This window comes from Variovorax sp. V118 (genome assembly GCF_041154445.1).
In the GTDB taxonomy this organism is placed as follows: Bacteria; Pseudomonadota; Gammaproteobacteria; order Burkholderiales; family Burkholderiaceae_C; genus Variovorax; species Variovorax boronicumulans.
The window spans coordinates 6,421,367-6,443,469 of sequence record NZ_AP028663.1 but is presented as its reverse complement, the minus strand read 5'-3'; the positions used below and the strand labels follow the sequence as shown (position 1 = coordinate 6,443,469).

Sequence of the window (22,103 nt, the reverse complement as noted above, 5' to 3'; positions counted from 1 at the left end):
ATGAATAAGTGCTACAAAACTATTTGGAATGACGCACTTGGCGCTTGGGTCGCAGCCTCGGAAAATGATTCGGCACGAGGGAAGCCGAGTCTAAGAAAAGTTGCCGCTGCAGCTGCTTTGGGTACTTTAATTTTCTTTGACGGAATCGCTTTCCTGTCGGAGGTGCGGGCGCAGCAAGCTTCGGGGCTCTGTGCAAGCAACAGCAATTTCTCCTCTTCGGCCTCGTATCTCGTCGGAGGGTCTGCCTACGGCGCTGGCAATACTTGCTCCCAGGCTGATGCGCCTATTTTCGGCACCGCCGGGAGCTCGACTTTTGCGTTTGTTAGCTCTAATGGAACGCAGATCGAAGTCAGTGGTGGCAACGGGCTCATATATTTGCGGCCTGGTGGTACGAGCGGAAAGCTCTTGACCCTGAGTAGCGTGGCAGGGGCTGGGCCGACCGGCGGTGTGTTGCTTTCAGGTGTGGCGGCCGGGGCGATAAGTGCCACGAGTGCTGAAGCTGTGAATGGATCACAGCTCTACACATTGTCGACTTCAACCTCCACGGGGTTGAGCACGGCAACCAGCGGCATCTCCAGTCTGTCCACGGGGCTGAGCACGACCAACAGCAATGTGAGCAGTCTCTCGACTTCGACGTCGTCGGGCCTGAGCACTGCAACCAGTGGCATCTCCAGCCTGTCCACGGGGCTGAGCACGACCAACAGCAATGTGAGCAGTCTCTCGACTTCGACGTCGTCGGGCCTGAGCACTGCAACCAGCGGCATCTCCAGCCTGTCCACGGGCTTGAGCACCACGAACAGCAACCTGGACAGCCTGTCGACGTCTACGTCGTCAGGTCTGAGCACGGCCACGAGTGGCATCTCTAGTCTGTCCACGGGGCTGAGCACGACCAACAGCAGTGTGAGCAGCCTGTCGACGTCTACGTCGTCGGGCCTGAGCACGGCTACGAGTGGCATCTCCAGCCTGTCCACGGGGCTGAGCACGACCAACAGCAATGTGAGCAGTCTCTCGACTTCGACGTCGTCGGGCCTGAGCACTGCAACCAGCGGCATCTCCAGCCTGTCCACGGGCTTGAGCACCACGAACAGCAACCTGGACAGCCTGTCGACGTCTACGTCGTCAGGTCTGAGCACCGCCACGAGTGGCATCTCCAGTCTGTCCACGGGCTTGAGCACCACGAACAGCAACCTGGACAGCCTGTCGACTTCGACGTCGTCAGGTCTGAGCACGGCTACGAGTGGCATCTCCAGTCTGTCCACGGGGCTGAGCACGACCAACAGCAGTGTGAGCAGCCTGTCGACGTCTACGTCGTCGGGCCTGAGCACGGCTACGAGTGGCATCTCCAGCCTGTCCACGGGGCTGAGCACGACCAACAGCAGTGTGAGCAGCCTGTCGACGTCTACGTCGTCGGGCCTGAGCACGGCTACGAGTGGCATCTCCAGTCTGTCCACGGGGCTGAGCACGACCAACAGCAATGTGAGCAGTCTCTCGACTTCGACGTCGTCGGGCCTGAGCACCGCCACGAGTGGCATCTCTAGTCTGTCCACGGGCTTGAGCACCACGAACAGCAACCTGGACAGCCTGTCGACTTCGACGTCGTCAGGTCTGAGCACGGCTACGAGTGGCATCTCCAGTCTGTCCACGGGGCTGAGCACCACGAACAGCAACCTGGACAGCCTGTCGACGTCTACGTCGTCAGGTCTGAGCACGGCTACGAGTGGCATCTCCAGTCTGTCCACGGGGCTGAGCACGACCAACAGCAGTGTGAGCAGCCTGTCGACGTCTACGTCGTCGGGCCTGAGCACGGCTACGAGTGGCATCTCCAGTCTGTCCACGGGGCTGAGCACGACCAACAGCAGTGTGAGCAGCCTGTCGACGTCTACGTCGTCGGGCCTGAGCACGGCTACGAGTGGCATCTCCAGCCTGTCCACGGGGCTGAGCACGACCAACAGCAGTGTGAGCAGCCTGTCGACGTCTACGTCGTCGGGCCTGAGCACGGCTACGAGTGGCATCTCCAGTCTGTCCACGGGGCTGAGCACGACCAACAGCAATGTGAGCAGTCTCTCGACTTCGACGTCGTCGGGCCTGAGCACTGCAACCAGCGGCATCTCCAGCCTGTCCACGGGCTTGAGCACCACGAACAGCAACCTGGACAGCCTGTCGACGTCTACGTCGTCAGGTCTGAGCACCGCCACGAGTGGCATCTCCAGCCTGTCCACGGGGCTGAGCACGACGAACAGCAATGTGAGCAGTCTCTCGACTTCGACGTCGTCGGGCCTGAGCACCGCCACGAGTGGCATCTCTAGTCTGTCCACGGGCTTGAGCACCACGAACAGCAACCTGGACAGCCTGTCGACTTCGACGTCGTCAGGTCTGAGCACGGCTACGAGTGGCATCTCCAGCCTGTCCACGGGGCTGAGCACGACCAACAGCAGTGTGAGCAGCCTGTCGACGTCTACGTCGTCGGGCCTGAGCACGGCTACGAGTGGCATCTCCAGTCTGTCCACGGGGCTGAGCACGACCAACAGCAATGTGAGCAGTCTCTCGACTTCGACGTCGTCGGGCCTGAGCACTGCAACCAGCGGCATCTCCAGCCTGTCCACGGGCTTGAGCACCACGAACAGCAACCTGGACAGCCTGTCGACGTCTACGTCGTCGGGCCTGAGCACTGCAACCAGCGGCATCTCCAGCCTGTCCACGGGGCTGAGCACGACGAACAGCAATGTGAGCAGTCTCTCGACTTCGACGTCGTCGGGCCTGAGCACCGCCACGAGTGGCATCTCTAGTCTGTCCACGGGCTTGAGCACCACGAACAGCAACCTGGACAGCCTGTCGACTTCGACGTCGTCAGGTCTGAGCACGGCTACGAGTGGCATCTCCAGCCTGTCCACGGGGCTGAGCACGACCAACAGCAATGTGAGCAGTCTCTCGACTTCGACGTCGTCGGGCCTGAGCACTGCAACCAGCGGCATCTCCAGCCTGTCCACGGGCTTGAGCACCACGAACAGCAACCTGGACAGCCTGTCGACTTCGACGTCGTCAGGTCTGAGCACGGCTACGAGTGGCATCTCCAGTCTGTCCACGGGGCTGAGCACGACGAACAGCAATGTGAGCAGTCTCTCGACTTCGACGTCGTCGGGCCTGAGCACTGCAACCAGCGGCATCTCCAGCCTGTCCACGGGCTTGAGCACCACGAACAGCAACCTGGACAGCCTGTCGACGTCTACGTCGTCAGGTCTGAGCACCGCCACGAGTGGCATCTCCAGCCTGTCCACGGGGCTGAGCACGACCAACAGCAGTGTGAGCAGCCTGTCGACGTCTACGTCGTCGGGCCTGAGCACGGCTACGAGTGGCATCTCCAGCCTGTCCACGGGGCTGAGCACGACCAACAGCAATGTGAGCAGTCTCTCGACTTCGACGTCGTCGGGCCTGAGCACTGCAACCAGCGGCATCTCCAGCCTGTCCACGGGCTTGAGCACCACGAACAGCAACCTGGACAGCCTGTCGACGTCTACGTCGTCAGGTCTGAGCACCGCCACGAGTGGCATCTCCAGCCTGTCCACGGGGCTGAGCACGACGAACAGCAATGTGAGCAGTCTCTCGACTTCGACGTCGTCGGGCCTGAGCACCGCCACGAGTGGCATCTCTAGTCTGTCCACGGGCTTGAGCACCACGAACAGCAACCTGGACAGCCTGTCGACTTCGACGTCGTCAGGTCTGAGCACGGCTACGAGTGGCATCTCCAGCCTGTCCACGGGGCTGAGCACGACCAACAGCAGTGTGAGCAGCCTGTCGACGTCTACGTCGTCGGGCCTGAGCACGGCTACGAGTGGCATCTCCAGTCTGTCCACGGGGCTGAGCACGACCAACAGCAATGTGAGCAGTCTCTCGACTTCGACGTCGTCGGGCCTGAGCACTGCAACCAGCGGCATCTCCAGCCTGTCCACGGGCTTGAGCACCACGAACAGCAACCTGGACAGCCTGTCGACGTCTACGTCGTCGGGCCTGAGCACTGCAACCAGCGGCATCTCCAGCCTGTCCACGGGGCTGAGCACGACCAACAGCAATGTGAGCAGTCTCTCGACTTCGACGTCGTCGGGCCTGAGCACTGCAACCAGCGGCATCTCCAGCCTGTCCACGGGCTTGAGCACCACGAACAGCAACCTGGACAGCCTGTCGACGTCTACGTCGTCAGGTCTGAGCACCGCCACGAGTGGCATCTCCAGCCTGTCCACGGGGCTGAGCACGACGAACAGCAATGTGAGCAGTCTCTCGACTTCGACGTCGTCGGGCCTGAGCACTGCAACCAGCGGCATCTCCAGCCTGTCCACGGGCTTGAGCACCACGAACAGCAACCTGGACAGCCTGTCGACGTCTACGTCGTCAGGTCTGAGCACCGCCACGAGTGGCATCTCCAGCCTGTCCACGGGGCTGAGCACGACGAACAGCAATGTGAGCAGTCTCTCGACTTCGACGTCGTCGGGCCTGAGCACCGCCACGAGTGGCATCTCTAGTCTGTCCACGGGCTTGAGCACCACGAACAGCAACCTGGACAGCCTGTCGACTTCGACGTCGTCAGGTCTGAGCACGGCTACGAGTGGCATCTCCAGCCTGTCCACGGGGCTGAGCACGACCAACAGCAGTGTGAGCAGCCTGTCGACGTCTACGTCGTCGGGCCTGAGCACGGCTACGAGTGGCATCTCCAGTCTGTCCACGGGGCTGAGCACGACCAACAGCAATGTGAGCAGTCTCTCGACTTCGACGTCGTCGGGCCTGAGCACTGCAACCAGCGGCATCTCCAGCCTGTCCACGGGCTTGAGCACCACGAACAGCAACCTGGACAGCCTGTCGACGTCTACGTCGTCGGGCCTGAGCACTGCAACCAGCGGCATCTCCAGCCTGTCCACGGGGCTGAGCACGACCAACAGCAATGTGAGCAGTCTCTCGACTTCGACGTCGTCGGGCCTGAGCACTGCAACCAGCGGCATCTCCAGCCTGTCCACGGGCTTGAGCACCACGAACAGCAACCTGGACAGCCTGTCGACGTCTACGTCGTCAGGTCTGAGCACCGCCACGAGTGGCATCTCCAGCCTGTCCACGGGGCTGAGCACGACCAACAGCAATGTGAGCAGTCTCTCGACTTCGACGTCGTCGGGCCTGAGCACTGCAACCAGCGGCATCTCCAGCCTGTCCACGGGCTTGAGCACCACGAACAGCAACCTGGACAGCCTGTCGACTTCGACGTCGTCAGGTCTGAGCACGGCTACGAGTGGCATCTCCAGTCTGTCCACGGGGCTGAGCACGACGAACAGCAATGTGAGCAGTCTCTCGACTTCGACGTCGTCGGGCCTGAGCACTGCAACCAGCGGCATCTCCAGCCTGTCCACGGGCTTGAGCACCACGAACAGCAACCTGGACAGCCTGTCGACGTCTACGTCGTCAGGTCTGAGCACCGCCACGAGTGGCATCTCCAGCCTGTCCACGGGGCTGAGCACGACCAACAGCAGTGTGAGCAGCCTGTCGACGTCTACGTCGTCGGGCCTGAGCACGGCTACGAGTGGCATCTCCAGCCTGTCCACGGGGCTGAGCACGACCAACAGCAATGTGAGCAGTCTCTCGACTTCGACGTCGTCGGGCCTGAGCACTGCAACCAGCGGCATCTCCAGCCTGTCCACGGGCTTGAGCACCACGAACAGCAACCTGGACAGCCTGTCGACGTCTACGTCGTCAGGTCTGAGCACCGCCACGAGTGGCATCTCCAGCCTGTCCACGGGGCTGAGCACGACGAACAGCAATGTGAGCAGTCTCTCGACTTCGACGTCGTCGGGCCTGAGCACCGCCACGAGTGGCATCTCTAGTCTGTCCACGGGCTTGAGCACCACGAACAGCAACCTGGACAGCCTGTCGACTTCGACGTCGTCAGGTCTGAGCACGGCTACGAGTGGCATCTCCAGTCTGTCCACGGGGCTGAGCACCACGAACAGCAGCATCGACAGCTTGTCCACATCGGTCAGCTCAATCAATAACACTGGCGCGAAGTACTTTCACGCCAAATCGACGGCGGGCGACTCGGTGGCCAGCGGTCAGGAAGCCGTGGCGATTGGCCCGCAGTCGGTGGCCAGCGGCGCCAACTCCTTCGCGGCCGGCAACGGCGCGAGGGCGACGGCCGACGGCGCGGTTGCGGTGGGCTTCGGCGCACAGGCGACAGGCACCAATGCGATCGCTATCGGCACCGGCGCATTGGCTACGGGCTCGCAGGCCATCGGCGCCAATGCACGTGCCGGCGGCGGCGGCGTGGCCCTGGGCGACAACGCGGATGCCGGCGGCACGCCGCTGAGCCAGACGCAGAACGTCTCCAAGGGCACGGCCATCGGCTTCGGCGCGGTAGTGCAGCAAAGCGGCGGCGTGGCGCTGGGCTCCGGCTCGGTGGCTTCCACTGCGGCGGGCGTGGCCGGCTACGTGCCGGGCAGCGCGTCGGCGCAGCAGGAGGCCGCCATCAGGGCGACCACCAGCACGCAGGCAGCGGTGTCGGTGGGTGACGCGGCCAACGGCCAGTTCCGCCAGATCACCGGCGTGGCGGCGGGCACGGCCGACAGCGACGCGACCAACGTGGCGCAACTGAAGGCAGCCTCGGCGGCATCAAAGGCCAGCAGCGTGCAGTACGCGACCAACCCCGACGGGTCGGTGAACTACAACCAGATCACGCTGGGCGCCGGTGAAGCGGCAGGCGGCACGCGCATCAGCAACGTGGCACCGGGCATTCTGCCCGGCGACGCGGTCAACGTGCAGCAGCTCAGTCAAGTGCAATCGCAGTTGGCTGGCACACAGCGTGTTGCCTACTCAGGGATCGCAATGGCTACTGCCATGAGCTCATTGCCACAAGCAATGACACCTGGCAAGACGTTGCTTTCACTGGGAGTGGGAAATTACTCTGGCTATAGCGCGATGGCCGTTGGTTTCTCGGCGCGGTCGGACAACGGCAAATGGGTCTACAAGATCCATGGTGGCTACAGCGGTGCCAAGTTCAATATCGGTGCTGGAGTTGGCTATGAGTTTGATTGACGAGCAGTTGCCTTGCGTGGAAACAAACCCACCGAAGTCATCACGATGCTATCTTCAATGGGCAAGAAGACTCCTACGCTGTAAGCGGCCAGTCTTACCGTCTCGACCTGCCGAAGGTCGACGACGGAAGCACCTCAAGCGTAAGCGATCAATGTTCCACGCCCTTGCGTAAGGTCAGCTGAGTCAGGAGGCTACGTTCCCATGTTCATGTAGATGGGAACGTCATTTCAGAGTGGATAGAAGATCTGGCCAGAAGGCTTGTGGTGGGCCACAAGCGAGATGGGCGATGCGTCTATGACAAGCAGGCCAAGCAGGAGTTGATTGCGGCCTGTGCGACGTCTGGAATCTCGATGGTGAAGCTGGCGCGGGATTGCGGCATCAACGCGAACCAGTTGAGTACGTGGGTGCGCAAGCATGATCGGGCGGTAGCCGCCAGTGCAGCGCCGCGCGACGATCAGGTGTCGGCCAGCAATGTGGATGCATTCGTTCCGGTGCAGACTCAGACGTTGCAAGCGACAGTGGCGCCGATGAGCGTGCCAATAGACCTGCAGGCGAGATTGCCCAATGGCGTGGTGATCGACCTGCGGGGTTGCGAACTGGAGCGAGTAGGCCAACTTCTTGATGCGCTCGGGAGGCTGCGGTGTTCCGCTTTGACGAAGGGCTGAAGGTCTACCTGCACCGCGAGGCCATCGACTTCCGCGCTGGCCTCAACAGCCTGGCTTGTCCGCGCCGAAGTAGAACTGAGCCACCGGGGGTGCGGCGGAAAACTTGGACTGGTTTTATGCCGCAAGTCCAAGGCTCACCCGGTATTCGATGGGGCTGCCTCACATCCCAGAAGCTGGTTCTTCCAGTTGTACAACGTCAGCCTGCTCACACCAAGCTTCTGAGCATCGGAACTCATCATTCCGCCACTTGCGCGAAATGCGTTTTCCATCTCGCGGTACTGGCACGCCTGCACGGTCTGCTGCAGCGAAGTAGCACTGGGCCGCACTGGAAAGCGCTGCACGAAGCGAAAGGGCCTGTCGTGGGATGGGGGAACGATGTGGTCGTGCATGATGGCTCCTGCTGGGTGGGGGCTCGCGGGTGGGCGCTGAATTGAGCATGGCGATTTACTGGTGATTCAACAGTAGCGCCGGCCAGATTTCTATTGAACGAAGGTGTAGGGGAGCCGGAGAGTGACGAGCCGCTCGAAAAGCGCAGCCCTGGTCCGTAGATGGACCGCCGTGCAAAAAAAGCAGCCTCCTGGGGCATGGCGATCGGCAATGCCCGAGCAGGGATAGTCAAGAAATTGGGACACGATGATTTGAAGTACCGACCATCCCGGGCTGTCCCGGACAGCGATCAAACCGATGGTGTTCGGCGCGAATGAAACGACGTGATGGCTCAGAGTCAACGCAGCGGATTGCTTTGTATTGAGCGGCTCATGCGTGAATAGCCGTTGTGTTGAAGGCCAGGCGAGTTGCCGCGCGCCCAGCCTCGAGCTTCTTGTCCTCTGCTGGAATTTCCGACGCGAGCTGCCGCGGCGACTCCAGAAATTTTCAGCCCCATATAACTACACCGGATAGACAGCAGAAAGTCCATCCGCCTCCAGCAAAGCCCAGCCCGGCCTCCGCCGTGCTGGGTTTTGTGCCGTCTGGTTCTGCCAGACGTGTGTTCTGTCCTTCCCGGGGATGCCACTGCACTCCCAAACCCCATGGATCACGACTTCACATCCTCCACGTTCAACGATGAACCTTTTCCCGACCATGAGCCCCACTTCCAGTCTCCGAACTTCGCCTGCCCCGCCTGCCAGTCGCGACGCACCGTTCCCCGCGACTCCGGCAAGAAGACTGGTGCGGCCATCGGCACCTTAGCCGGAGCTGCCGGTGGCGTTTCCGGTGCGCTGTCGGGCGTCATCACCGGGGCCGAGATCGGCATGGCCATGGCTGCGACGGCGACTGCCAGCACGCCTCTTGGCATCGTCGCCGGCGCCATCCTCGGCGGCCTGAGCGGAGCCATCGCCGGCTGCGCTGTCGGCGCGGCGCTCGGCGAGGCTGTCGACGACGCAATCTTGCGCAACCGTCGCTGCCTGGCGCGTGGCCAGACCTTCTCGGCCTCGCGCCGCTGACCCTCTTCTCACCTCACCCCTCCCCGATCGAAGCCCCGCCTCTGCATTCAGAGGGCGGGGCTTTTTGCTGGATGGCGATCGATTCCAACTCTTCAAGGAGAAATCATGATGAACCTGAACCCTGATACGGGCAGCTCTAAGCGCGTCCCGACAACCCCCTCGCGTTCGCGCGTCCCGGCGTTGCGACTGGTCCAGGCCACCCGCGCGCAGGCTCAACTGTCCGAGCGCTGGTCGAACGTGTACGAGACTGGCATCGGAAACCTGGATGCCGCTGCGGCCGTGGGCCGGGATCCCTTCAAGTCTCCGGTTCGGCTCTGGATGGAGAAGACCGAGCGCGCAGAGCTGCTACAGCCGACACCGGGAGCTGCGTCGATGCCCGATGATGCTGCCTACTGGAGCCGACTGCTCGACCCCATCGTGGCAGCGCACTACACGGTGCGTACTGGGCGTCAGGTGCGGCGCACCAGCACCTTTCTACGGCACCCGCAACACCCTTGGATGTTTACCCATCCGGGCCGCGAAGTGGTCGGTGCCACCAATGTCCAGCTTCTGGAATGCCGATGCGTCGGCATGGATGCGGCTGCGCTGTGGGTCGAAGGTCTTCCCGCCTACGTTCGGATCCAGATGCTGCATCAACTGGCCGTCACCGGCGCCCAGGCCGTCGATGTCGTGGCGTTGATCTGCGGGCAGGATCTGCAGATTCATCGCGTTGAACGCGAGGAGGTCGAGATCTCCCGACTCGTCGACGCCGAACGTGAGTTCTGGCACTGCGTCGAGCTTGATCAGGCGCCGCCTGCTCAATGTGAGCAGGCCATGCCTTGATCTTCAATCTCTAGCGGTGCGTGGTCGAAGCCCGCGATCCCTCGGCTCGCCAGAACCGCCACCACCGGGGCTGCGCTGCTTTCCGTAGTTCCAGAGGCCGCAGATCCAAGGCGTCGTAATTCGTGGACGGCGCACCAACACGGCGGCGCATCTCTGTCTCGAACTCGTGAGCAATGCCGCGCGCGTGGAGGTCTCCCTGCAGCGCCTTCTTGCGCCACTCACTCGCAAGGGCTCCCAGCTCCTCGTCGGTCAGCATCTCAGCGGTCTTCATGGGGCCGATTGTGCCGCCCCGTCGCCCTCGCATGCCAACGCGCGCGACAACCCACCTCCGACGGCCGGCGGCCATGTCCGGAATTTCCCTACTCAACCCACGAGCCCGCCTTGCGCGGGCTCTTTTACGTCTGCCTCATGCCCAACCACATGTATCTCACAACAACCGGCGTCGGCTTTGCGCCGCCCCCTTCCTTCCGCCGACTTTGTGCCGGCGCCGCCTCGCTTCGTCCGTCCAACGGGAGCCACTGATATGGGAAGCATCGTCTACCGAGCGTCCAAAGAGCAGGCCGTCCATGACGAACTGCAGAACGTGGAGGGCTTCGCCGCGGTGCTCGCTCACCGCTCGATCGGCAACCGCCTGTGGTTCCTGGCAGAAAACCGTTCGGGTGAACACGCCGGGCGGATCTGGATCGGCCTGACCCTCATCGATTGCAGGAAGGGTGAAGTGGCCGTCAAGAGCATGGACGAGAGCTGCGGGCCGTACTACTTCGACTGTCCGCTGGTCTTCCTGGATCGGGCCAGTCCTCCGACTGGGCCCTACGCAGGGCCATGGCGCGAGAAGGTGCGTGAGTTCCATGCGAACCGGGCCGCTAAGCGAGCAGCCATCCGCCCGGGTCTGCGCGTCTCCTACGGCGAATGGACCTACGTGCTGCGCCGCAGCCTGGGTCGTCGTGGCTGGGATGTGGCGCGCGAGAGCGACGGCCTGATCTGCCGCCTGAAATCCCGACAGCTCGGCAGCGCGACGGTGTTGCCTTCCCAACAAAAACATCCACAAGAGAAACATCCATGAAAACCAGATTCCGGCGGCACGCCACAGTGCCGCCCCATACCCGCGACCCCTTCGCCCACGACCTGTTCAAGTGGTCGGCCGACTTCGAGGTCCCCTCGATCGGCGACGACGTGATCATCCGCATCAACGCCATCGGCCGCGCCAAGGTGGTGGGCTATGCCTCGCAAGGCGGCTACCTGGGGGTGATGACCGTTCCGTACAGCCCGCCCGATTGGTGGATTCTCCACAACGGAGCGCCCAACCGCGACAACGCGGCACTGGCGTTCGGCGCGGAGATCTCGCGCATCGACACGGGGGAGGGCGAATGAGCGGCACGTCGTCCATGCCCCGCACGGTGGTGGTGTTCAGCATCGAGCTTGCCATCTTCGATGAGGAAGCGCTCGCTGGTGCTGCCAAGGTTCGTGCGCGCGAGGATGGCCTTGACGATGAGGTGTGGGCGTCGTTGCGCTCGGGCATCTCGGATGACCTGGTCATGTTGCTCGATCCGGGCCTCGTGGCCGATGCGGGCTTCGAGATTCTTCAGTCGACATGTGAAGTGAGCGAGGTGAGCGAGCATGCCATCGACCAACGTTGAATTCGTCATCGAACTGATGGAGTTCAGTGCCTACGGCGGGCTCATCCAGGCGTTCGTGATGCAGGCGCTGCAGCAGTACGCCGGGCACGTGGCTGCAATGGATCCCGAAGCACTGGACACCCCCATGGTCAGTGGCCGTGCCTGGCATGGCTGCGCCGAGGAGGTGCAGGACAAGCTGGCCAGGAGGCTTGGCCGCAGTGACGCAAGTCCACCGGCTGCCGTGTCACCCACGCAAAGGCATTGATCCCTGCGGCAGCTGACCCGCTTCAGCTGCACAGAAAGTGAAAAGGGCGTCTCGCGCCCGCACCGGACGGCTCCGCTGTCAGCGCCAGTGCAATCGAGATCAGCAGTGCCAGTCGAACATTGACCAGGGGCTGGAGCTGGTTCCGGTGGGAGCCAGCTGTGGATAACTATAGGTTGGATGCCTCGGTAGGTCCTCCTTTTCTTGAACCGGTTGTTGGTATTCCCGAGCCGTCAGGCGAGGCCCCTTCCTCCGCGACCTCGCTCACCTGAGCCGCAGTTGTCTTCCTGGTCTGCTCGCGCGTCTTGATGCGCGCCTTGGCTTCGTGCGTGCTGTGGCGGAAGCGGTAGGACTCGTTGCCCGTCTCGATGATGTGGCAGTGATGGGTCAAGCGATCCAATAGCGCCGTGGTCATCTTGGCGTCGCCGAACACACTGGACCACTCCCCGAACGTCAGGTTGGTGGTGATCATCACGCTGGTGTGCTCGTACAGCTTGGACAGCAGGTGGAACAACAAGGCGCCACCGGCCTGGCTGAACGGCAGGTAGCCCAACTCGTCGAGCACGACCAGGTCCATGCGCACCAGACTCATGGCGATGCGTCCGGCACGTCCCTGGCTCTTCTCATGCTCCAGGGCATTGACCAGATCGACCGTGGAGTAGAACCGCACTCGCTTGGCGTGCCGGGTGAGCCCGGCAATCCCCAGTGCCGTGGCCAGGTGGGTCTTGCCAGTGCCTGGGCCACCGACCAACACCACGTTCTGCGCATCTTGCGTGAACGACAGGTCCGCCAGTTTCTGGATCAACGCGCGGTCGACCTGTGAGCCGGAGAAGTCGAACCCGGCCAGGTCGCGGTGCATGGGGAAGCGCGCCGACTTCATCTGGTGAGCAATGGAGCGCATTGCCCGGTCAGCATCTTCGGCCTGCAGCAGGTGCTCCACCAGCCAGCGTGATGCGGCCAGGGTCGTATCGCCGCCTTGCTCCGTCAGATCGGCCCAGGCCGTGGCCATGCCGTTGAGTCGCAGCGCCTTCAGTTGGGCCTGCACATCGATGGAGGTCTCACGCATGGCCAACCTCCTGTCCGTCCAGATGATCCTGGTGGGTGGGGCGCAGCCGGTCGTAGCGCGCGGTGTCGGCCTTGGGCGCCTGGGTGAGTCGCAGGGACGTCTGCGCCTGGTCCGGCGTGGCTGGGCTGTTCAAGCGGGCCAGCACGTTGCGCACGTGCTCCACGCTGATGCTGCCGCTGGGCGCTCTGCCTTCGAGCACGAGTTCGATGGCCACCAGCACCGCCTCCAGCCCGGCTTGCGGCACCACGGCCAGCACCTGTGCCATGACCCGGTCTCCTCCAGCGTGCCTGAGCAGCGACTGGCGCAAACGCAGCAACGGCGCCGGCAGGTCCAGGAACGGCGTGCCGTTGCGCAAGGCGCCCGGCTTGCGCTGCACCAGCGCAATGTAGTGCTGCCAGTCGTAGCTGGTCTGGCCGCTGCCCGGCAGCCGGGCGTGACTCGCCACGACGGCGTCCGCGGCCGCCACATCGATTCGCTCTGGATAGACGCGGGTGCTGACGATGTGGCCGGCCCACTCGCACGGCACGGAGTAACGGTTGCGCGCGGCGGCCACCAAGCAGGTGCTGCTGACCCGGGCCAGCCGCTCGACGTAGCCGTCGAAGGGGGCCGGCATGGACATGAGGTGAGGCTTCTCCAACTCCCACATCTCGGCCACGGTGAACTGCCGGTGGATCGGGTGCGTGGTGTCGCTCCACACCGAACGACACCGCTCACTCAGCCAGGCATTGAGTTCGATGAACGAGCCGAAGCGCCGGGTTGCGGCTTCGATCCAGATGCGCCGGCGGCTGTCCTGCACGTTCTTCTCGACCACACCCTTCTCCCAGCCGGAAGCGACGTTGCAGAAGTCGGGGTCGAACAGGTAGTGGCTGCACATGGCAGCGAAGCGGGCGTTGACGGTGCGCTGCTTGCCGCGCTGCACCTTGTCCACGGCGGTGCGCATGTTGTCGTAGATGCCGCGCCGGGTGACGCCACCGAGTGCCTGGAACGAGCGGGTGTGGGCGTCGAACAGCATCTCGTGGCCCTGGCTGGGGTAGGCCACCAGCCAGAAGGCTCGACTGGCGCACAGCTTCAGGTGCGCCACTTGCACGTTGTAGAACACACCACCGACGACCATGGCTTCGACGCTCCAGTCGAACTGGAAGGCCTCGCCCAGCTCGAAGCTCATCGGAACGAACGCCTTGGCCGGACTGGCTGCCGACTCCACCCGCCAGCGCCGGATGTAGTCGGTGACGGCGCTGTAGCCGCCGCGGTAGCCCTGCGCCTGTATCTGGGCAAACAGGGCGCGACCACTGCGCCGTCCCTGCTTGGGGCGATGGCTGTCGGTTGTGAGCGCTTGATGCAGGGCCGGCTCGAACGCCGTGAGCTTGCCGTCGAGCTTCACCCGCTCGTACTTCGGCACAACATCGCCGGGCGCCTTGAGCCACTTCTTGACCGTGTTGCGCGACAGGCCTGTGCGCTTTGCGATCTCACTGAGAGAGAGTTGGTCGCGCAGCCTCATGCGCCTGACCTTGCCAATCATGTCCATGGTGATCACCTTGAATCCCTGCTGAAATTCTCAGCAGGTCAGTGGAACACCCTGGTCAATATTGGATTGGCACTTTGCGGTTTAGCTGGTCAAGATTGCATCGGCACTAACACCCGTGTGTCCGATAGTTGTCCGCTGGCGGTTTAGTTCGTCGTCGAGTGAAAAATACTCAGATCCGGCCCGTGGTGAACATGGGCTGCGCAGACGGAGTTGCCGGTGCAACCTGCTGCGTGCGGGCGCTGCCAGCGTATTCGCCATACACGGGGCTCAGCTCGTACGGCATGGGCAGCGAGGGCTTCGCCTGCTCCGGCGCAGATTTTTTCAGGTAGGACGTGTACGTCCAGTATTCCGGGGTTTGGCTTGCTGCGACTTCGTCATTCCGCGCAGCAGGCAGTGGCTGGGCCATGGGCGCGGCGGCGATGGGCATTGCTGCACGCTTGCGGCGCATCACAACAGAGATCTGCTTGGGACGGCCATCAGTGCCAGTGGCGGAAATCACGCCGCGCACTACGTCGCGGTTCGGCGTGACGGCTTGCGCAGGCTGGTGCACGGGCTGCGTTTGGGGCACCGTCAACGACGAGGACGGCGGAGCAGTCGGGTGCGCCACTTCAGCGTGAGCTTCATCCCCTTGGCGGGAGTGGCGCTCGGCCAAGGCGATCCAGCTGTCGACCGCGGCCTCGCGCCAGTAGGGGATGCGACTGTTGGGAAAGTAGATCGGACGGGGAAAGGTGGTATCTTGGTACCGGCCTTTCGCCATTTTTGCGTGGAGCGTGCTCTTCGAGAAGGGGACCTTCTCGAGCAAGCGCTTCTTGCGGATGAGTTGGTAGTTTTGACCAGCCAGGGTTGGCGCTTGGTTCGCGTTGGACATCTTGGTTCTCCGTCGGTAGTGGTTGGTTGCGACGGGATCAAGTTTCTCCATATCGGACATCTTCAGACACTGCTCCAGCCTGGCAGACTCCCCTTGGTCAGCTAGGCAGACCCCCCAAATTCGGCTGAAAAAAGAGGGCACCGGGTGCGCAATGTTAGGTCTAGCCCAACTGCGACGCGATCTACGACTGACTCAGCCGCTTTTTCAATGATGGGATCAGTTCAAGCCGGTCGGGCATCGCTTTGATCCACGCTGTGATCGTTCCCTCAAAATCTCTCAAGGCCTTCTCGCCGAACTCTGCCTTCAGGTCCGCCTCAACACTGAGTGCTGCATTCGACTGGCTGAGCCAATCGTTGCGGCTGCGCATGATTTCATACGCCCTCGCCTTCATTGCTGCAGTCTGGCGGTGGCGAGCTTCGCCAGCCTTAGAGGCTTTGCTCTTGTTGAATAGATCAACAACAGTCTTGGTGAATATTTCTTCGGACCGGTTGGTCACCAGCACGACACCAGTGGACTTATGGGCATCGCACAAGAGCTCCCAAGCAAGATCTCGATCGCCAACTTGAAGTGCCCTGGCGGAGGCCACCGTATGCGCACAAGCCATATAGATCCACCACAGATCCGACTCGATAGCATCTCCCTCGATCTCGATGAATTCGGTCACCTTCTCGACTGACACGTCCCCCATGGGCAGAACGAGCTCGCCCGGGTTAGTGATCGAAGAATCGTTCATTCTGTTGAACACACGCTCCCTGAAGCCGTTCTGACCGTGCTGGGGTCTGATTTCAAAGTACTCACGTTCCAATGTGTTCAACAGGCGATGAGCTCGGTGCACGATTCGACGGAATTCTTCTGGGATGTTTTGGTCACTCTCGGTGTTCATTGGATAACTTCGGCCTCGTTGATACAGGTTGAAACAATAAGACTAGCATGCCAGCGACTCGATGCCAGTTGATTCTTCAATAGTGCGGCTTTGCCAAATGCTTGTTTCTCCCGAAAGAAGATCGACGTCGGGCGCCATGATTCGTGTCTTTGATTCGGTCTGCAGGCGCCGCGAATCATCGTGCTCTTGAGTTCGGGGCGCTGTGAGATGGGCTCGTTGCCGTCGTAAGCCGGCAAATCCGTTTTCCATGCGCGCCGCCTTTGACGCAGCTCGCCTGAGCCTAATCACTTGAAACGGCAAATCTGGGGCGAGGAAGCCATTCGCGATTCACGCCAACATGTCCGTGATGGTGCTGGATAGGACGTCATTGGTGTGCCGGTTCAAGGCGCCTGTACCGAAGCTACAAACGGATTGGGTTTGGCTTGAAGTGCGGGGAAGCAGAGTCGGCAAGTCTTCATGCGGCCTGTTGCGGGAAGGGGATGACCTGCCCGTTGCGCCGGCTGTCAAGGTAATTTGCCCACCAGTCCATCAACTTGATTCGTTCAGGCAGTCGCGCGCCTCTGTCGTAGGCGGCGCGCACCTGATCGCGTTCCGCATGGGCAAGTTGACGTTCGATGGCGTCCGCGTTCCACCCTGCTTCGTTCGCCACGGTAGAGAAAAGCGCTCGAAAGCCATGGGCGGTTGCCAAGTATTTGTAGCCCATGCGCGCCATCGCGCTATTGAAGGTGTTCTCGCTGAGGGGCTTGGATGGGTAGAAGGGGCTCGGGAACACGAGTTCTCGATGGCTACTCAAAGGTTTCATGGCCTCCACCACGGCCACAGCCTGGGCCGACAACGGCACCACATGCTCGATCCGCATTTTCATGCGCTCGGCAGGAATGCGCCACAGCTTCGCTCCCAGCTCAAATTCATTCCAGCGGGCACTTCGAACTTCGCCTGGCCGCGCAGCGGTCAGCATCAGCAGGCGCAGAGCATGAACCGTGTGTGGGTCGCCTTGGTACACGTCCAACTTGGCGAGAAACTCGGGTAGATCTGCGGGCCCGAGTGCGGCGCGGTGTTGGACACGCCTGGGCTTCAGAATTTCAGAGGGGACGAGGTCCACCATGGGATTGCGATCGATGTGTTGGTGTGTCGTGGCGTATCGGTAGATCGCCTTGACGCGCTGCAGAACACGCATCGCGATCTCCCCTGCACCCCGAATCTCGATTTTTTTCACCACATCCATGACTTGTCGCGGCGTGATCTCTGCCATGGGAACACTTCCGAGCGTCGGAAAAACGTCGGCCTCTAGCGAGGAGCGGGTGCGGGCCAGCGTATTTGCCTCCCAGCGTCCCGCTTGATGAGAAAGCCAGTCCTCGGCGACCGCTTGAAGTGTGCTGGTCGTTTCCTGAATGACTTTCTCCTTGGCGGCCTTTTTGAGTGCCCCGGGATCCTCGCCTCTGCTCAGAGTCTGCTTGGCCGTGAAGCGCTTTTCGCGTGCTTCTTTGATTCCCACAACCGGATACACACCGAAGGCGAGCAACTTCTCCTTGCCGCCGAAGCGGTACTTCATGCGCCAGTACCGACCACCGTTCGGCATAACTTGAAGATACAAACCTTCGCCGTCGGTATAGCGACCGGGCGCGGTGAGATTGCGGACTTTGACGTCGGATAGCGGCATGATGCTGAGTTTTCAAGGGTCGGGGTATTTTTCGGGGTATACGCCAAAATCGAACGTTAGAATAGCAAGGAGTTATGCGGCCTGGAGCCAAGAGTTTGGTTCCTGGCGGCCCACCTTCAAGACCGGAAATTCCGCAAGGGCTTCCGGTTTTTTCACTTCTTCCCCGACCCGGCCCGGCCTTGCGCGACAAGGCCGATCCGGAGATCCGCGCGACCGGGCCGTGACACGCCGTTGCACCCTGTCACCCGGACGCACGCATGTAAAAATTCCCCGCATGATGGAGCTCTCCGAACTGGACGAAACCAGCCTCGCAGCACACGCCGCCGAATGGCGTCGGCGCGCGCTGCGCGGCGAGAAACAGGCCCGCGGCATCGCACATGCCCTGGAGGCCGAGATGCGCCGCCGCTTCGGCGATTCAATTCCGCCGAGCCAGAGCGCCGACCTGGACACCCGCCCCCTGGCGCTGCGCCAGCCGCCGCGCCCGTGGTGGAAGTTCTGGTGAGCCGGCCGCGCGCCTTCGTCGCCTGATCTGACATCCCTCGCAGCCGGTCATCGGTTGCAGCGCCCCGCCGGCCCTGACACCATGGCCGCATGGCATACCAACTTCATTACTGGCCCACGATCCAGGGCCGCGGCGAATTCGTGCGGCTCGCACTCGAGGCCACGGGCGCCGACTACGTCGATGTTGCGCGGCTGCCCGCCTCGCAAGGCGGTGGCGAGTCCGCGCTGGGCCGCCGGCTCGGCGACCCCGGCAACCCGCGCGCCGCGTTCGCACCGCCGTTCCTCGTCGACGGCGACATCGTGGTCGGCCAGACCGCCGCGATCCTGCTGTACCTCGGCCCCAAGCTCGGGCTGGCCGGCATCGGCGAATCCGACGGCCTGTGGACCCACCAGCTGCAGCTCACCATCGCCGACGCGGTGGCCGAGGCGCACGACACGCACCACCCGATCTCGACCGGCGACTACTACGAAGACCAGCGCGACGCGGCCCTTCAGCGTGCGCGTGCCTTCCGCGAAGCGCGCATCCCGAAATTCCTGAACTGGTTCGAGCAGGTGCTGCAGCGCAACCCTTCGGGCGATCGGCACCTGGTCGGCGACGTGCTGACCTATGCCGACCTGTCGCTGTTCCAGCTGGTGGAGGGGCTGCAGTACGCCTTTCCCAAGGCCGCCGCGCGAGCGCTCGCTGCCACGCCCGTGGTCGTGAAGCTGCACGCGAACATCCGGCGACGCCAGCGCGTGCACGACTACCTGCGCAGTCCGCGCCGCATCGCGTTCAATGAGGATGGGATCTTTCGGCGCTATGCCGAGCTGGACGGCTGAGGGCTATTCGTCGTCGCCGGCTTCGCTGCGGATGCGCAGCGCCAGCTCGTACAGCGTGTTGCGCGGCGCACCGCTGATCTCGGCGGCCAGCTTGACGGCCGTCTTCACCGGCAGTTCCGCCAGCAGCAGGCGCAGCACGCGCTCGCCTTCTGCACCGCCGTCGCCGCTCACCGCCACGGGGTGCAGCACCAATGCGAACTCGCCGCGCGTGCGGTCGCGGTCGGCGCCGAACCAGTCGGGCAGCGCGCTGGCGGCCACGGTGGCGATCTCTTCGAACTGCTTGGTGAGCTCGCGGCCCACGGTGATGCGGCGCTCGCCCAGCACGGCCAGCGCGCGGGCCAGGCTGTCGATGCGGTGCGGCGCTTCGAGCAGCACCACGGCGCGCGGCTCCTGCGCGAGGGCCTGCACGGCGGTGTCGCGCTCGCCGGCCTTGCTCGGCAGGAAGCCCGCGAACACGAAGGCGCTGCTGTTGTGGGCGTGGCTGCTCTCGCCGCCGTCGGCCACGAGCCCGGCCGCGCTCACGAGCGTGATGACGCTGCTGGCGCCCGGCAGTGGCAGCACGCGCTGGCCGGCCGCGCGCACGGCGGCGGCCAGGCGCGCGCCGGGGTCGCTCACGCCGGGCGTGCCGGCGTCGCTCACGTAGGCGATGCGCTCGCCCTGCGCGAGCCGCGCGACCACGGCCTGTGCGGCCTCGGCCTCGTTGTGCTGGTGCACCGCGAGCAGTTGGGCGCCGGGGCGGTCGATGCCGTAGGCGCGCAGCAGGCTCTGCGTGTGGCGCGTGTCCTCGCAGGCGACGGCGTCCACCAGCTGCAGCACATGCAGCGCGCGCAGCGTGATGTCGGCCAGGTTGCCGATCGGCGTGGCGACGACATACAGCGTGCCCTGCGGATAATGCTGCGCGCCCGCGGCGTCGAGCGCGGCCGGCAGGGCCGCGCCGAAGGAAGCGGGGGCAAGTGAAGCCAAGGGGTTTCTCCGTAGGGCAGCGAAAACAAAAAACAGGGCAGGGAGCCATGACGACAAGCACCACGACGACGAAGCATCGCGGCGATGCGGCGGAAGACGCCGCGCTCGACCACCTGCGCCAGGCCGGCCTCGTGCCGGTCGCGCGCAATTATCGAACGCCGGGGCGCGGCGGCGGCGAGGTCGACCTGATCATGCGCGATCCGCGCGACGGCACGCTGGTGTTCGTCGAGGTGCGCCAGCGCAGCGCGGCCTCGCACGGCGGCGCGGGTGGCAGCATCACGGCGGGCAAGCAGCGGCGCATCGTGCTGGCCGCGCGGCACTATTTGGGCCGGTTGCGGTCGCTGCCGCCTTGCCGTTTCGATGTGGTGCTGATCGAGGAGAAAATCACCTGGCTGAAAGCCGCTTTCGACGCCGGCTGACGCACCCCGAAAGGGAACTGAAGCCTTGCTGAAGGCTCCACCACTCAAACGTCTTGTTTCACGACCCCCAGTTATCATCGCGCCCCATGCTCGAGCAACGGATTCAGCAGCACTTCATCGACAGTGCCGACCTCAAATACCAGACCGGCCCGGTCCTCAGCAAACCCATCTCTCAAGCGATGCAGGCCCTGCTGGCCTGCGTGACCAGCGGCGGCAAGGTGCTGGCCTGCGGGGCCGGCGTGTCGGGCCTGCTGGCCGCGCAGTTCGCGTCGAACTTCGTGGGCCGTTTCGAACGCGAGCGGCCCGAGCTGGGCGCCATCGCGCTGCCCGGCGACACCACCGACCCGGCGGCCGACAGCCCGCAGGCCGCCGATGCCGACCGCTTCGCGCGCCAGGTGCGCGCGCTCGGCCAAGCCGGCGACGTGCTGCTGGTGCTCAGCGCCAGCGGGCAGTCGTCCGCGGTGCTGGCTGCCGTGCTTTCCGCGCATGAGCGCGACATGACGGTGGTAGCGCTGCTCGGCAACGCCGCCACGGGGCTGGCCACCGCGGCGCCCGGCGTCGGCGGCACCGGCGGCGCCATCGGCCGCGCGCTGCGCGAAACCGATGTACAGATCAGCGTGCCGCACGAGCGTGCGGCGCGCATTCACGAAATCCACCTGCTCGCGCTGCATTGCCTGTGCGACGGCGTGGATGCCCAGTTACTCGGAGAACAGGAAGTTTCCTCATGACCATGACGACCCTGACCAAGGCCTCGACCCAACGTTTCGCTCTGGCGCTCACCCTGGGCGCCGCCCTGGTGGCCGGACTGTCCGCCTGCGTGCCGCTCGTCGTGGGCGGCGCCGCGGTGGTGGGCGTGGGCATGGTGGCGACCGACCGCCGCAGCTCGGGCGCGCAGCTCGACGACCAGGGCATCGAGCTGCGCGCCGCGGCCCGCGTGCGCGACATCGCCAACGACAACATGTACGTGAGCGTCACCAGCTTCAACCGCCAGGTGCTGCTGACCGGCGCCGTCGGCAACGACGCCGACCGCCGCCGCGTCGAGGACGAGGTGAGCCGCGTGGTCAACGTGCGCTCGGTGGTGAACGAACTCACCATCGGCACCCCGAGCACCTTCCAGGACCGCTCGAACGACCTGTACATCACCGGCAAGGTGAAGGCCTCGCTGCTCGACGCCAAGGACATCTTCGCCAACTCCTTCAAGGTCGTGACCGAGCGCAGCACGGTCTACCTGATGGGCATCGCCACGCGTCGCGAGACCGACCGCGCCACCGAGATCACGCGCGGCGTGACGGGCGTGGCGAAGGTCGTGCGCGTGGTCGAGGTGGTGAGCGAGGCCGACCTGGCCGCGAGCCAGGCGGCCAACCAGTCCGCAGCGCAGCGCGGCGGCACGGGCCCGGCACCGGTGAGCAACGCGACGCCATCCACGCCGGGTGCTGCCTCGGGTTCGCGCGTGCCGCTGCCGCCGATGGAGCCGCTGCCCGCGCCGGCCGGTGGGGCGACGACCTCGCCGGTCCGCTGAAACCAAAAAGC

The 22,103-nt window shown here is 63.7% G+C and carries 21 protein-coding genes; 13 read left to right on the top strand and 8 right to left on the bottom strand.

What is annotated here, in order from left to right:
- Positions 1-7,062: an ESPR-type extended signal peptide-containing protein gene (locus ACAM52_RS29950; RefSeq protein WP_369647802.1), complete on the top strand. Its 7,062-nt coding sequence runs from the start codon at positions 1-3 to the stop codon at positions 7,060-7,062.
- A 263-nt stretch (positions 7,063-7,325) separates the two neighbouring features.
- On the top strand, positions 7,326-7,727 hold the full coding sequence (locus tag ACAM52_RS29945) for a transposase (RefSeq protein ID WP_369630327.1): 402 nt from the start codon (positions 7,326-7,328) through the stop codon (positions 7,725-7,727).
- A 134-nt stretch (positions 7,728-7,861) separates the two neighbouring features.
- Here the strand turns inward: ACAM52_RS29945 and ACAM52_RS29940 are convergent, their stop codons facing one another.
- On the bottom strand, positions 7,862-8,116 hold the full coding sequence (locus tag ACAM52_RS29940) for a hypothetical protein (protein WP_369645370.1): 255 nt from the start codon (positions 8,114-8,116) through the stop codon (positions 7,862-7,864).
- 639 nt (positions 8,117-8,755) lie between these two features.
- Here ACAM52_RS29940 and ACAM52_RS29935 point away from each other — a divergent pair.
- Complete coding sequence (locus ACAM52_RS29935) at positions 8,756-9,169, top strand: hypothetical protein (protein ID WP_369630325.1); 414 nt, start codon at positions 8,756-8,758, stop codon at positions 9,167-9,169.
- Positions 9,170-9,274: 105 nt separating this feature from the next.
- Positions 9,275-9,991, top strand: a complete 717-nt coding sequence (locus ACAM52_RS29930; protein WP_369645369.1) for a YqaJ viral recombinase family protein — start codon at positions 9,275-9,277, stop codon at positions 9,989-9,991.
- Positions 9,992-10,001: 10 nt separating this feature from the next.
- On the opposite strand, the gene ACAM52_RS29925 is transcribed toward ACAM52_RS29930, so the two are convergent.
- A complete protein-coding gene (locus tag ACAM52_RS29925) occupies positions 10,002-10,262 on the bottom strand; it encodes a hypothetical protein (RefSeq protein WP_369630323.1) in 261 nt (86 codons plus the stop codon).
- Between the two features lie 252 nt (positions 10,263-10,514).
- Here ACAM52_RS29925 and ACAM52_RS29920 point away from each other — a divergent pair, with 252 nt between their 5' ends.
- The 4 genes from ACAM52_RS29920 to ACAM52_RS29905 are packed head-to-tail and all read left to right on the top strand — an operon-like array spanning position 10,515 to position 11,872.
- A complete protein-coding gene (locus ACAM52_RS29920) occupies positions 10,515-11,054 on the top strand; it encodes a hypothetical protein (RefSeq protein ID WP_369645368.1) in 540 nt (179 codons plus the stop codon).
- Positions 11,051-11,362: a hypothetical protein gene (locus ACAM52_RS29915; protein ID WP_369630321.1), complete on the top strand. Its 312-nt coding sequence runs from the start codon at positions 11,051-11,053 to the stop codon at positions 11,360-11,362. Before ACAM52_RS29920 ends, ACAM52_RS29915 begins: the two co-directional genes overlap by 4 nt.
- Complete coding sequence (locus ACAM52_RS29910; protein ID WP_369630320.1) at positions 11,359-11,628, top strand: hypothetical protein; 270 nt, start codon at positions 11,359-11,361, stop codon at positions 11,626-11,628. The genes ACAM52_RS29915 and ACAM52_RS29910 overlap by 4 nt, the downstream gene beginning before the upstream one ends.
- The gene (locus tag ACAM52_RS29905; RefSeq protein ID WP_369645367.1) at positions 11,609-11,872 is read left to right on the top strand and encodes a hypothetical protein; all 264 of its coding nucleotides are present in this window, start codon (positions 11,609-11,611) and stop codon (positions 11,870-11,872) included. The genes ACAM52_RS29910 and ACAM52_RS29905 overlap by 20 nt, the downstream gene beginning before the upstream one ends.
- A 166-nt stretch (positions 11,873-12,038) precedes the next feature.
- On the opposite strand, the gene istB is transcribed toward ACAM52_RS29905, so the two are convergent.
- From istB to ACAM52_RS29880, 5 genes are all read right to left on the bottom strand, one after another.
- Positions 12,039-12,935, bottom strand: coding sequence for an IS21-like element helper ATPase IstB (istB, locus tag ACAM52_RS29900; RefSeq protein ID WP_369645366.1), 897 nt, complete (start codon positions 12,933-12,935; stop codon positions 12,039-12,041).
- Complete coding sequence (gene istA, locus ACAM52_RS29895; protein ID WP_369645365.1) at positions 12,928-14,460, bottom strand: IS21 family transposase; 1,533 nt, start codon at positions 14,458-14,460, stop codon at positions 12,928-12,930. Before istA ends, istB begins: the two co-directional genes overlap by 8 nt.
- 169 nt (positions 14,461-14,629) lie before the next feature.
- Complete coding sequence (locus ACAM52_RS29890) at positions 14,630-15,328, bottom strand: helix-turn-helix transcriptional regulator (RefSeq protein ID WP_369645364.1); 699 nt, start codon at positions 15,326-15,328, stop codon at positions 14,630-14,632.
- A 181-nt stretch (positions 15,329-15,509) separates the two neighbouring features.
- The gene (locus ACAM52_RS29885; RefSeq protein WP_369630310.1) at positions 15,510-16,211 is read right to left on the bottom strand and encodes a hypothetical protein; all 702 of its coding nucleotides are present in this window, start codon (positions 16,209-16,211) and stop codon (positions 15,510-15,512) included.
- Positions 16,212-16,665: 454 nt separating this feature from the next.
- Positions 16,666-17,871 (bottom strand): tyrosine-type recombinase/integrase, encoded by a 1,206-nt coding sequence (locus ACAM52_RS29880; protein WP_369645363.1) that lies wholly within the window; start codon positions 17,869-17,871, stop codon positions 16,666-16,668.
- A gap of 274 nt (positions 17,872-18,145) precedes the next feature.
- On the opposite strand from ACAM52_RS29880, the gene ACAM52_RS29875 reads away from it, so the two are divergent.
- Positions 18,146-18,373, top strand: a complete 228-nt coding sequence (locus tag ACAM52_RS29875) for a hypothetical protein (RefSeq protein ID WP_062481748.1) — start codon at positions 18,146-18,148, stop codon at positions 18,371-18,373.
- A gap of 89 nt (positions 18,374-18,462) precedes the next feature.
- Positions 18,463-19,191 carry a glutathione S-transferase gene (locus ACAM52_RS29870; RefSeq protein WP_369645362.1) on the top strand — a complete coding sequence of 243 codons (729 nt, stop codon included), beginning with the start codon at positions 18,463-18,465 and terminating at the stop codon, positions 19,189-19,191.
- A gap of 3 nt (positions 19,192-19,194) precedes the next feature.
- Here ACAM52_RS29870 and rsmI read toward each other — a convergent pair whose 3' ends face one another.
- Positions 19,195-20,154 carry a 16S rRNA (cytidine(1402)-2'-O)-methyltransferase gene (gene rsmI / locus ACAM52_RS29865; protein ID WP_369645361.1) on the bottom strand — a complete coding sequence of 320 codons (960 nt, stop codon included), beginning with the start codon at positions 20,152-20,154 and terminating at the stop codon, positions 19,195-19,197.
- 47 nt (positions 20,155-20,201) lie between these two features.
- Between rsmI and ACAM52_RS29860 the strand changes: the two genes are divergently transcribed.
- The 3 genes from ACAM52_RS29860 (at position 20,202) to ACAM52_RS29850 (ending at position 22,092) form a co-directional block, all read left to right on the top strand.
- Positions 20,202-20,573 carry a YraN family protein gene (locus tag ACAM52_RS29860; protein ID WP_070063810.1) on the top strand — a complete coding sequence of 124 codons (372 nt, stop codon included), beginning with the start codon at positions 20,202-20,204 and terminating at the stop codon, positions 20,571-20,573.
- An 86-nt stretch (positions 20,574-20,659) separates the two neighbouring features.
- Positions 20,660-21,301 carry an SIS domain-containing protein gene (locus tag ACAM52_RS29855; RefSeq protein WP_062482322.1) on the top strand — a complete coding sequence of 214 codons (642 nt, stop codon included), beginning with the start codon at positions 20,660-20,662 and terminating at the stop codon, positions 21,299-21,301.
- Positions 21,298-22,092: a BON domain-containing protein gene (locus ACAM52_RS29850; protein WP_369645360.1), complete on the top strand. Its 795-nt coding sequence runs from the start codon at positions 21,298-21,300 to the stop codon at positions 22,090-22,092. The genes ACAM52_RS29855 and ACAM52_RS29850 overlap by 4 nt, the downstream gene beginning before the upstream one ends.
- Positions 22,093-22,103: the final 11 nt, after the last annotated feature.

Excerpts from the sequence above, each read along its gene's own strand:
- ACAM52_RS29950 (WP_369647802.1), top strand. The coding sequence starts at position 1 with ATGAATAAGTGCTACAAAACTATTTGGAATGACGCACTTGGCGCTTGG.
- ACAM52_RS29940 (WP_369645370.1), bottom strand. The coding sequence starts at position 8,116 with ATGCACGACCACATCGTTCCCCCATCCCACGACAGGCCCTTTCGCTTC.
- ACAM52_RS29935 (WP_369630325.1), top strand. The coding sequence starts at position 8,756 with ATGGATCACGACTTCACATCCTCCACGTTCAACGATGAACCTTTTCCC.
- ACAM52_RS29930 (WP_369645369.1), top strand. The coding sequence starts at position 9,275 with ATGATGAACCTGAACCCTGATACGGGCAGCTCTAAGCGCGTCCCGACA.
- ACAM52_RS29925 (WP_369630323.1), bottom strand. The coding sequence starts at position 10,262 with ATGAAGACCGCTGAGATGCTGACCGACGAGGAGCTGGGAGCCCTTGCG.
- ACAM52_RS29920 (WP_369645368.1), top strand. The coding sequence starts at position 10,515 with ATGGGAAGCATCGTCTACCGAGCGTCCAAAGAGCAGGCCGTCCATGAC.
- ACAM52_RS29915 (WP_369630321.1), top strand. The coding sequence starts at position 11,051 with ATGAAAACCAGATTCCGGCGGCACGCCACAGTGCCGCCCCATACCCGC.
- ACAM52_RS29910 (WP_369630320.1), top strand. The coding sequence starts at position 11,359 with ATGAGCGGCACGTCGTCCATGCCCCGCACGGTGGTGGTGTTCAGCATC.
- ACAM52_RS29905 (WP_369645367.1), top strand. The coding sequence starts at position 11,609 with ATGCCATCGACCAACGTTGAATTCGTCATCGAACTGATGGAGTTCAGT.
- istB (WP_369645366.1), bottom strand. The coding sequence starts at position 12,935 with ATGCGTGAGACCTCCATCGATGTGCAGGCCCAACTGAAGGCGCTGCGA.
- istA (WP_369645365.1), bottom strand. The coding sequence starts at position 14,460 with ATGGACATGATTGGCAAGGTCAGGCGCATGAGGCTGCGCGACCAACTC.
- ACAM52_RS29890 (WP_369645364.1), bottom strand. The coding sequence starts at position 15,328 with ATGTCCAACGCGAACCAAGCGCCAACCCTGGCTGGTCAAAACTACCAA.
- ACAM52_RS29885 (WP_369630310.1), bottom strand. The coding sequence starts at position 16,211 with ATGAACACCGAGAGTGACCAAAACATCCCAGAAGAATTCCGTCGAATC.
- ACAM52_RS29880 (WP_369645363.1), bottom strand. The coding sequence starts at position 17,871 with ATGCCGCTATCCGACGTCAAAGTCCGCAATCTCACCGCGCCCGGTCGC.
- ACAM52_RS29875 (WP_062481748.1), top strand. The coding sequence starts at position 18,146 with ATGATGGAGCTCTCCGAACTGGACGAAACCAGCCTCGCAGCACACGCC.
- ACAM52_RS29870 (WP_369645362.1), top strand. The coding sequence starts at position 18,463 with ATGGCATACCAACTTCATTACTGGCCCACGATCCAGGGCCGCGGCGAA.
- ACAM52_RS29860 (WP_070063810.1), top strand. The coding sequence starts at position 20,202 with ATGACGACAAGCACCACGACGACGAAGCATCGCGGCGATGCGGCGGAA.
- ACAM52_RS29855 (WP_062482322.1), top strand. The coding sequence starts at position 20,660 with ATGCTCGAGCAACGGATTCAGCAGCACTTCATCGACAGTGCCGACCTC.
- ACAM52_RS29850 (WP_369645360.1), top strand. The coding sequence starts at position 21,298 with ATGACCATGACGACCCTGACCAAGGCCTCGACCCAACGTTTCGCTCTG.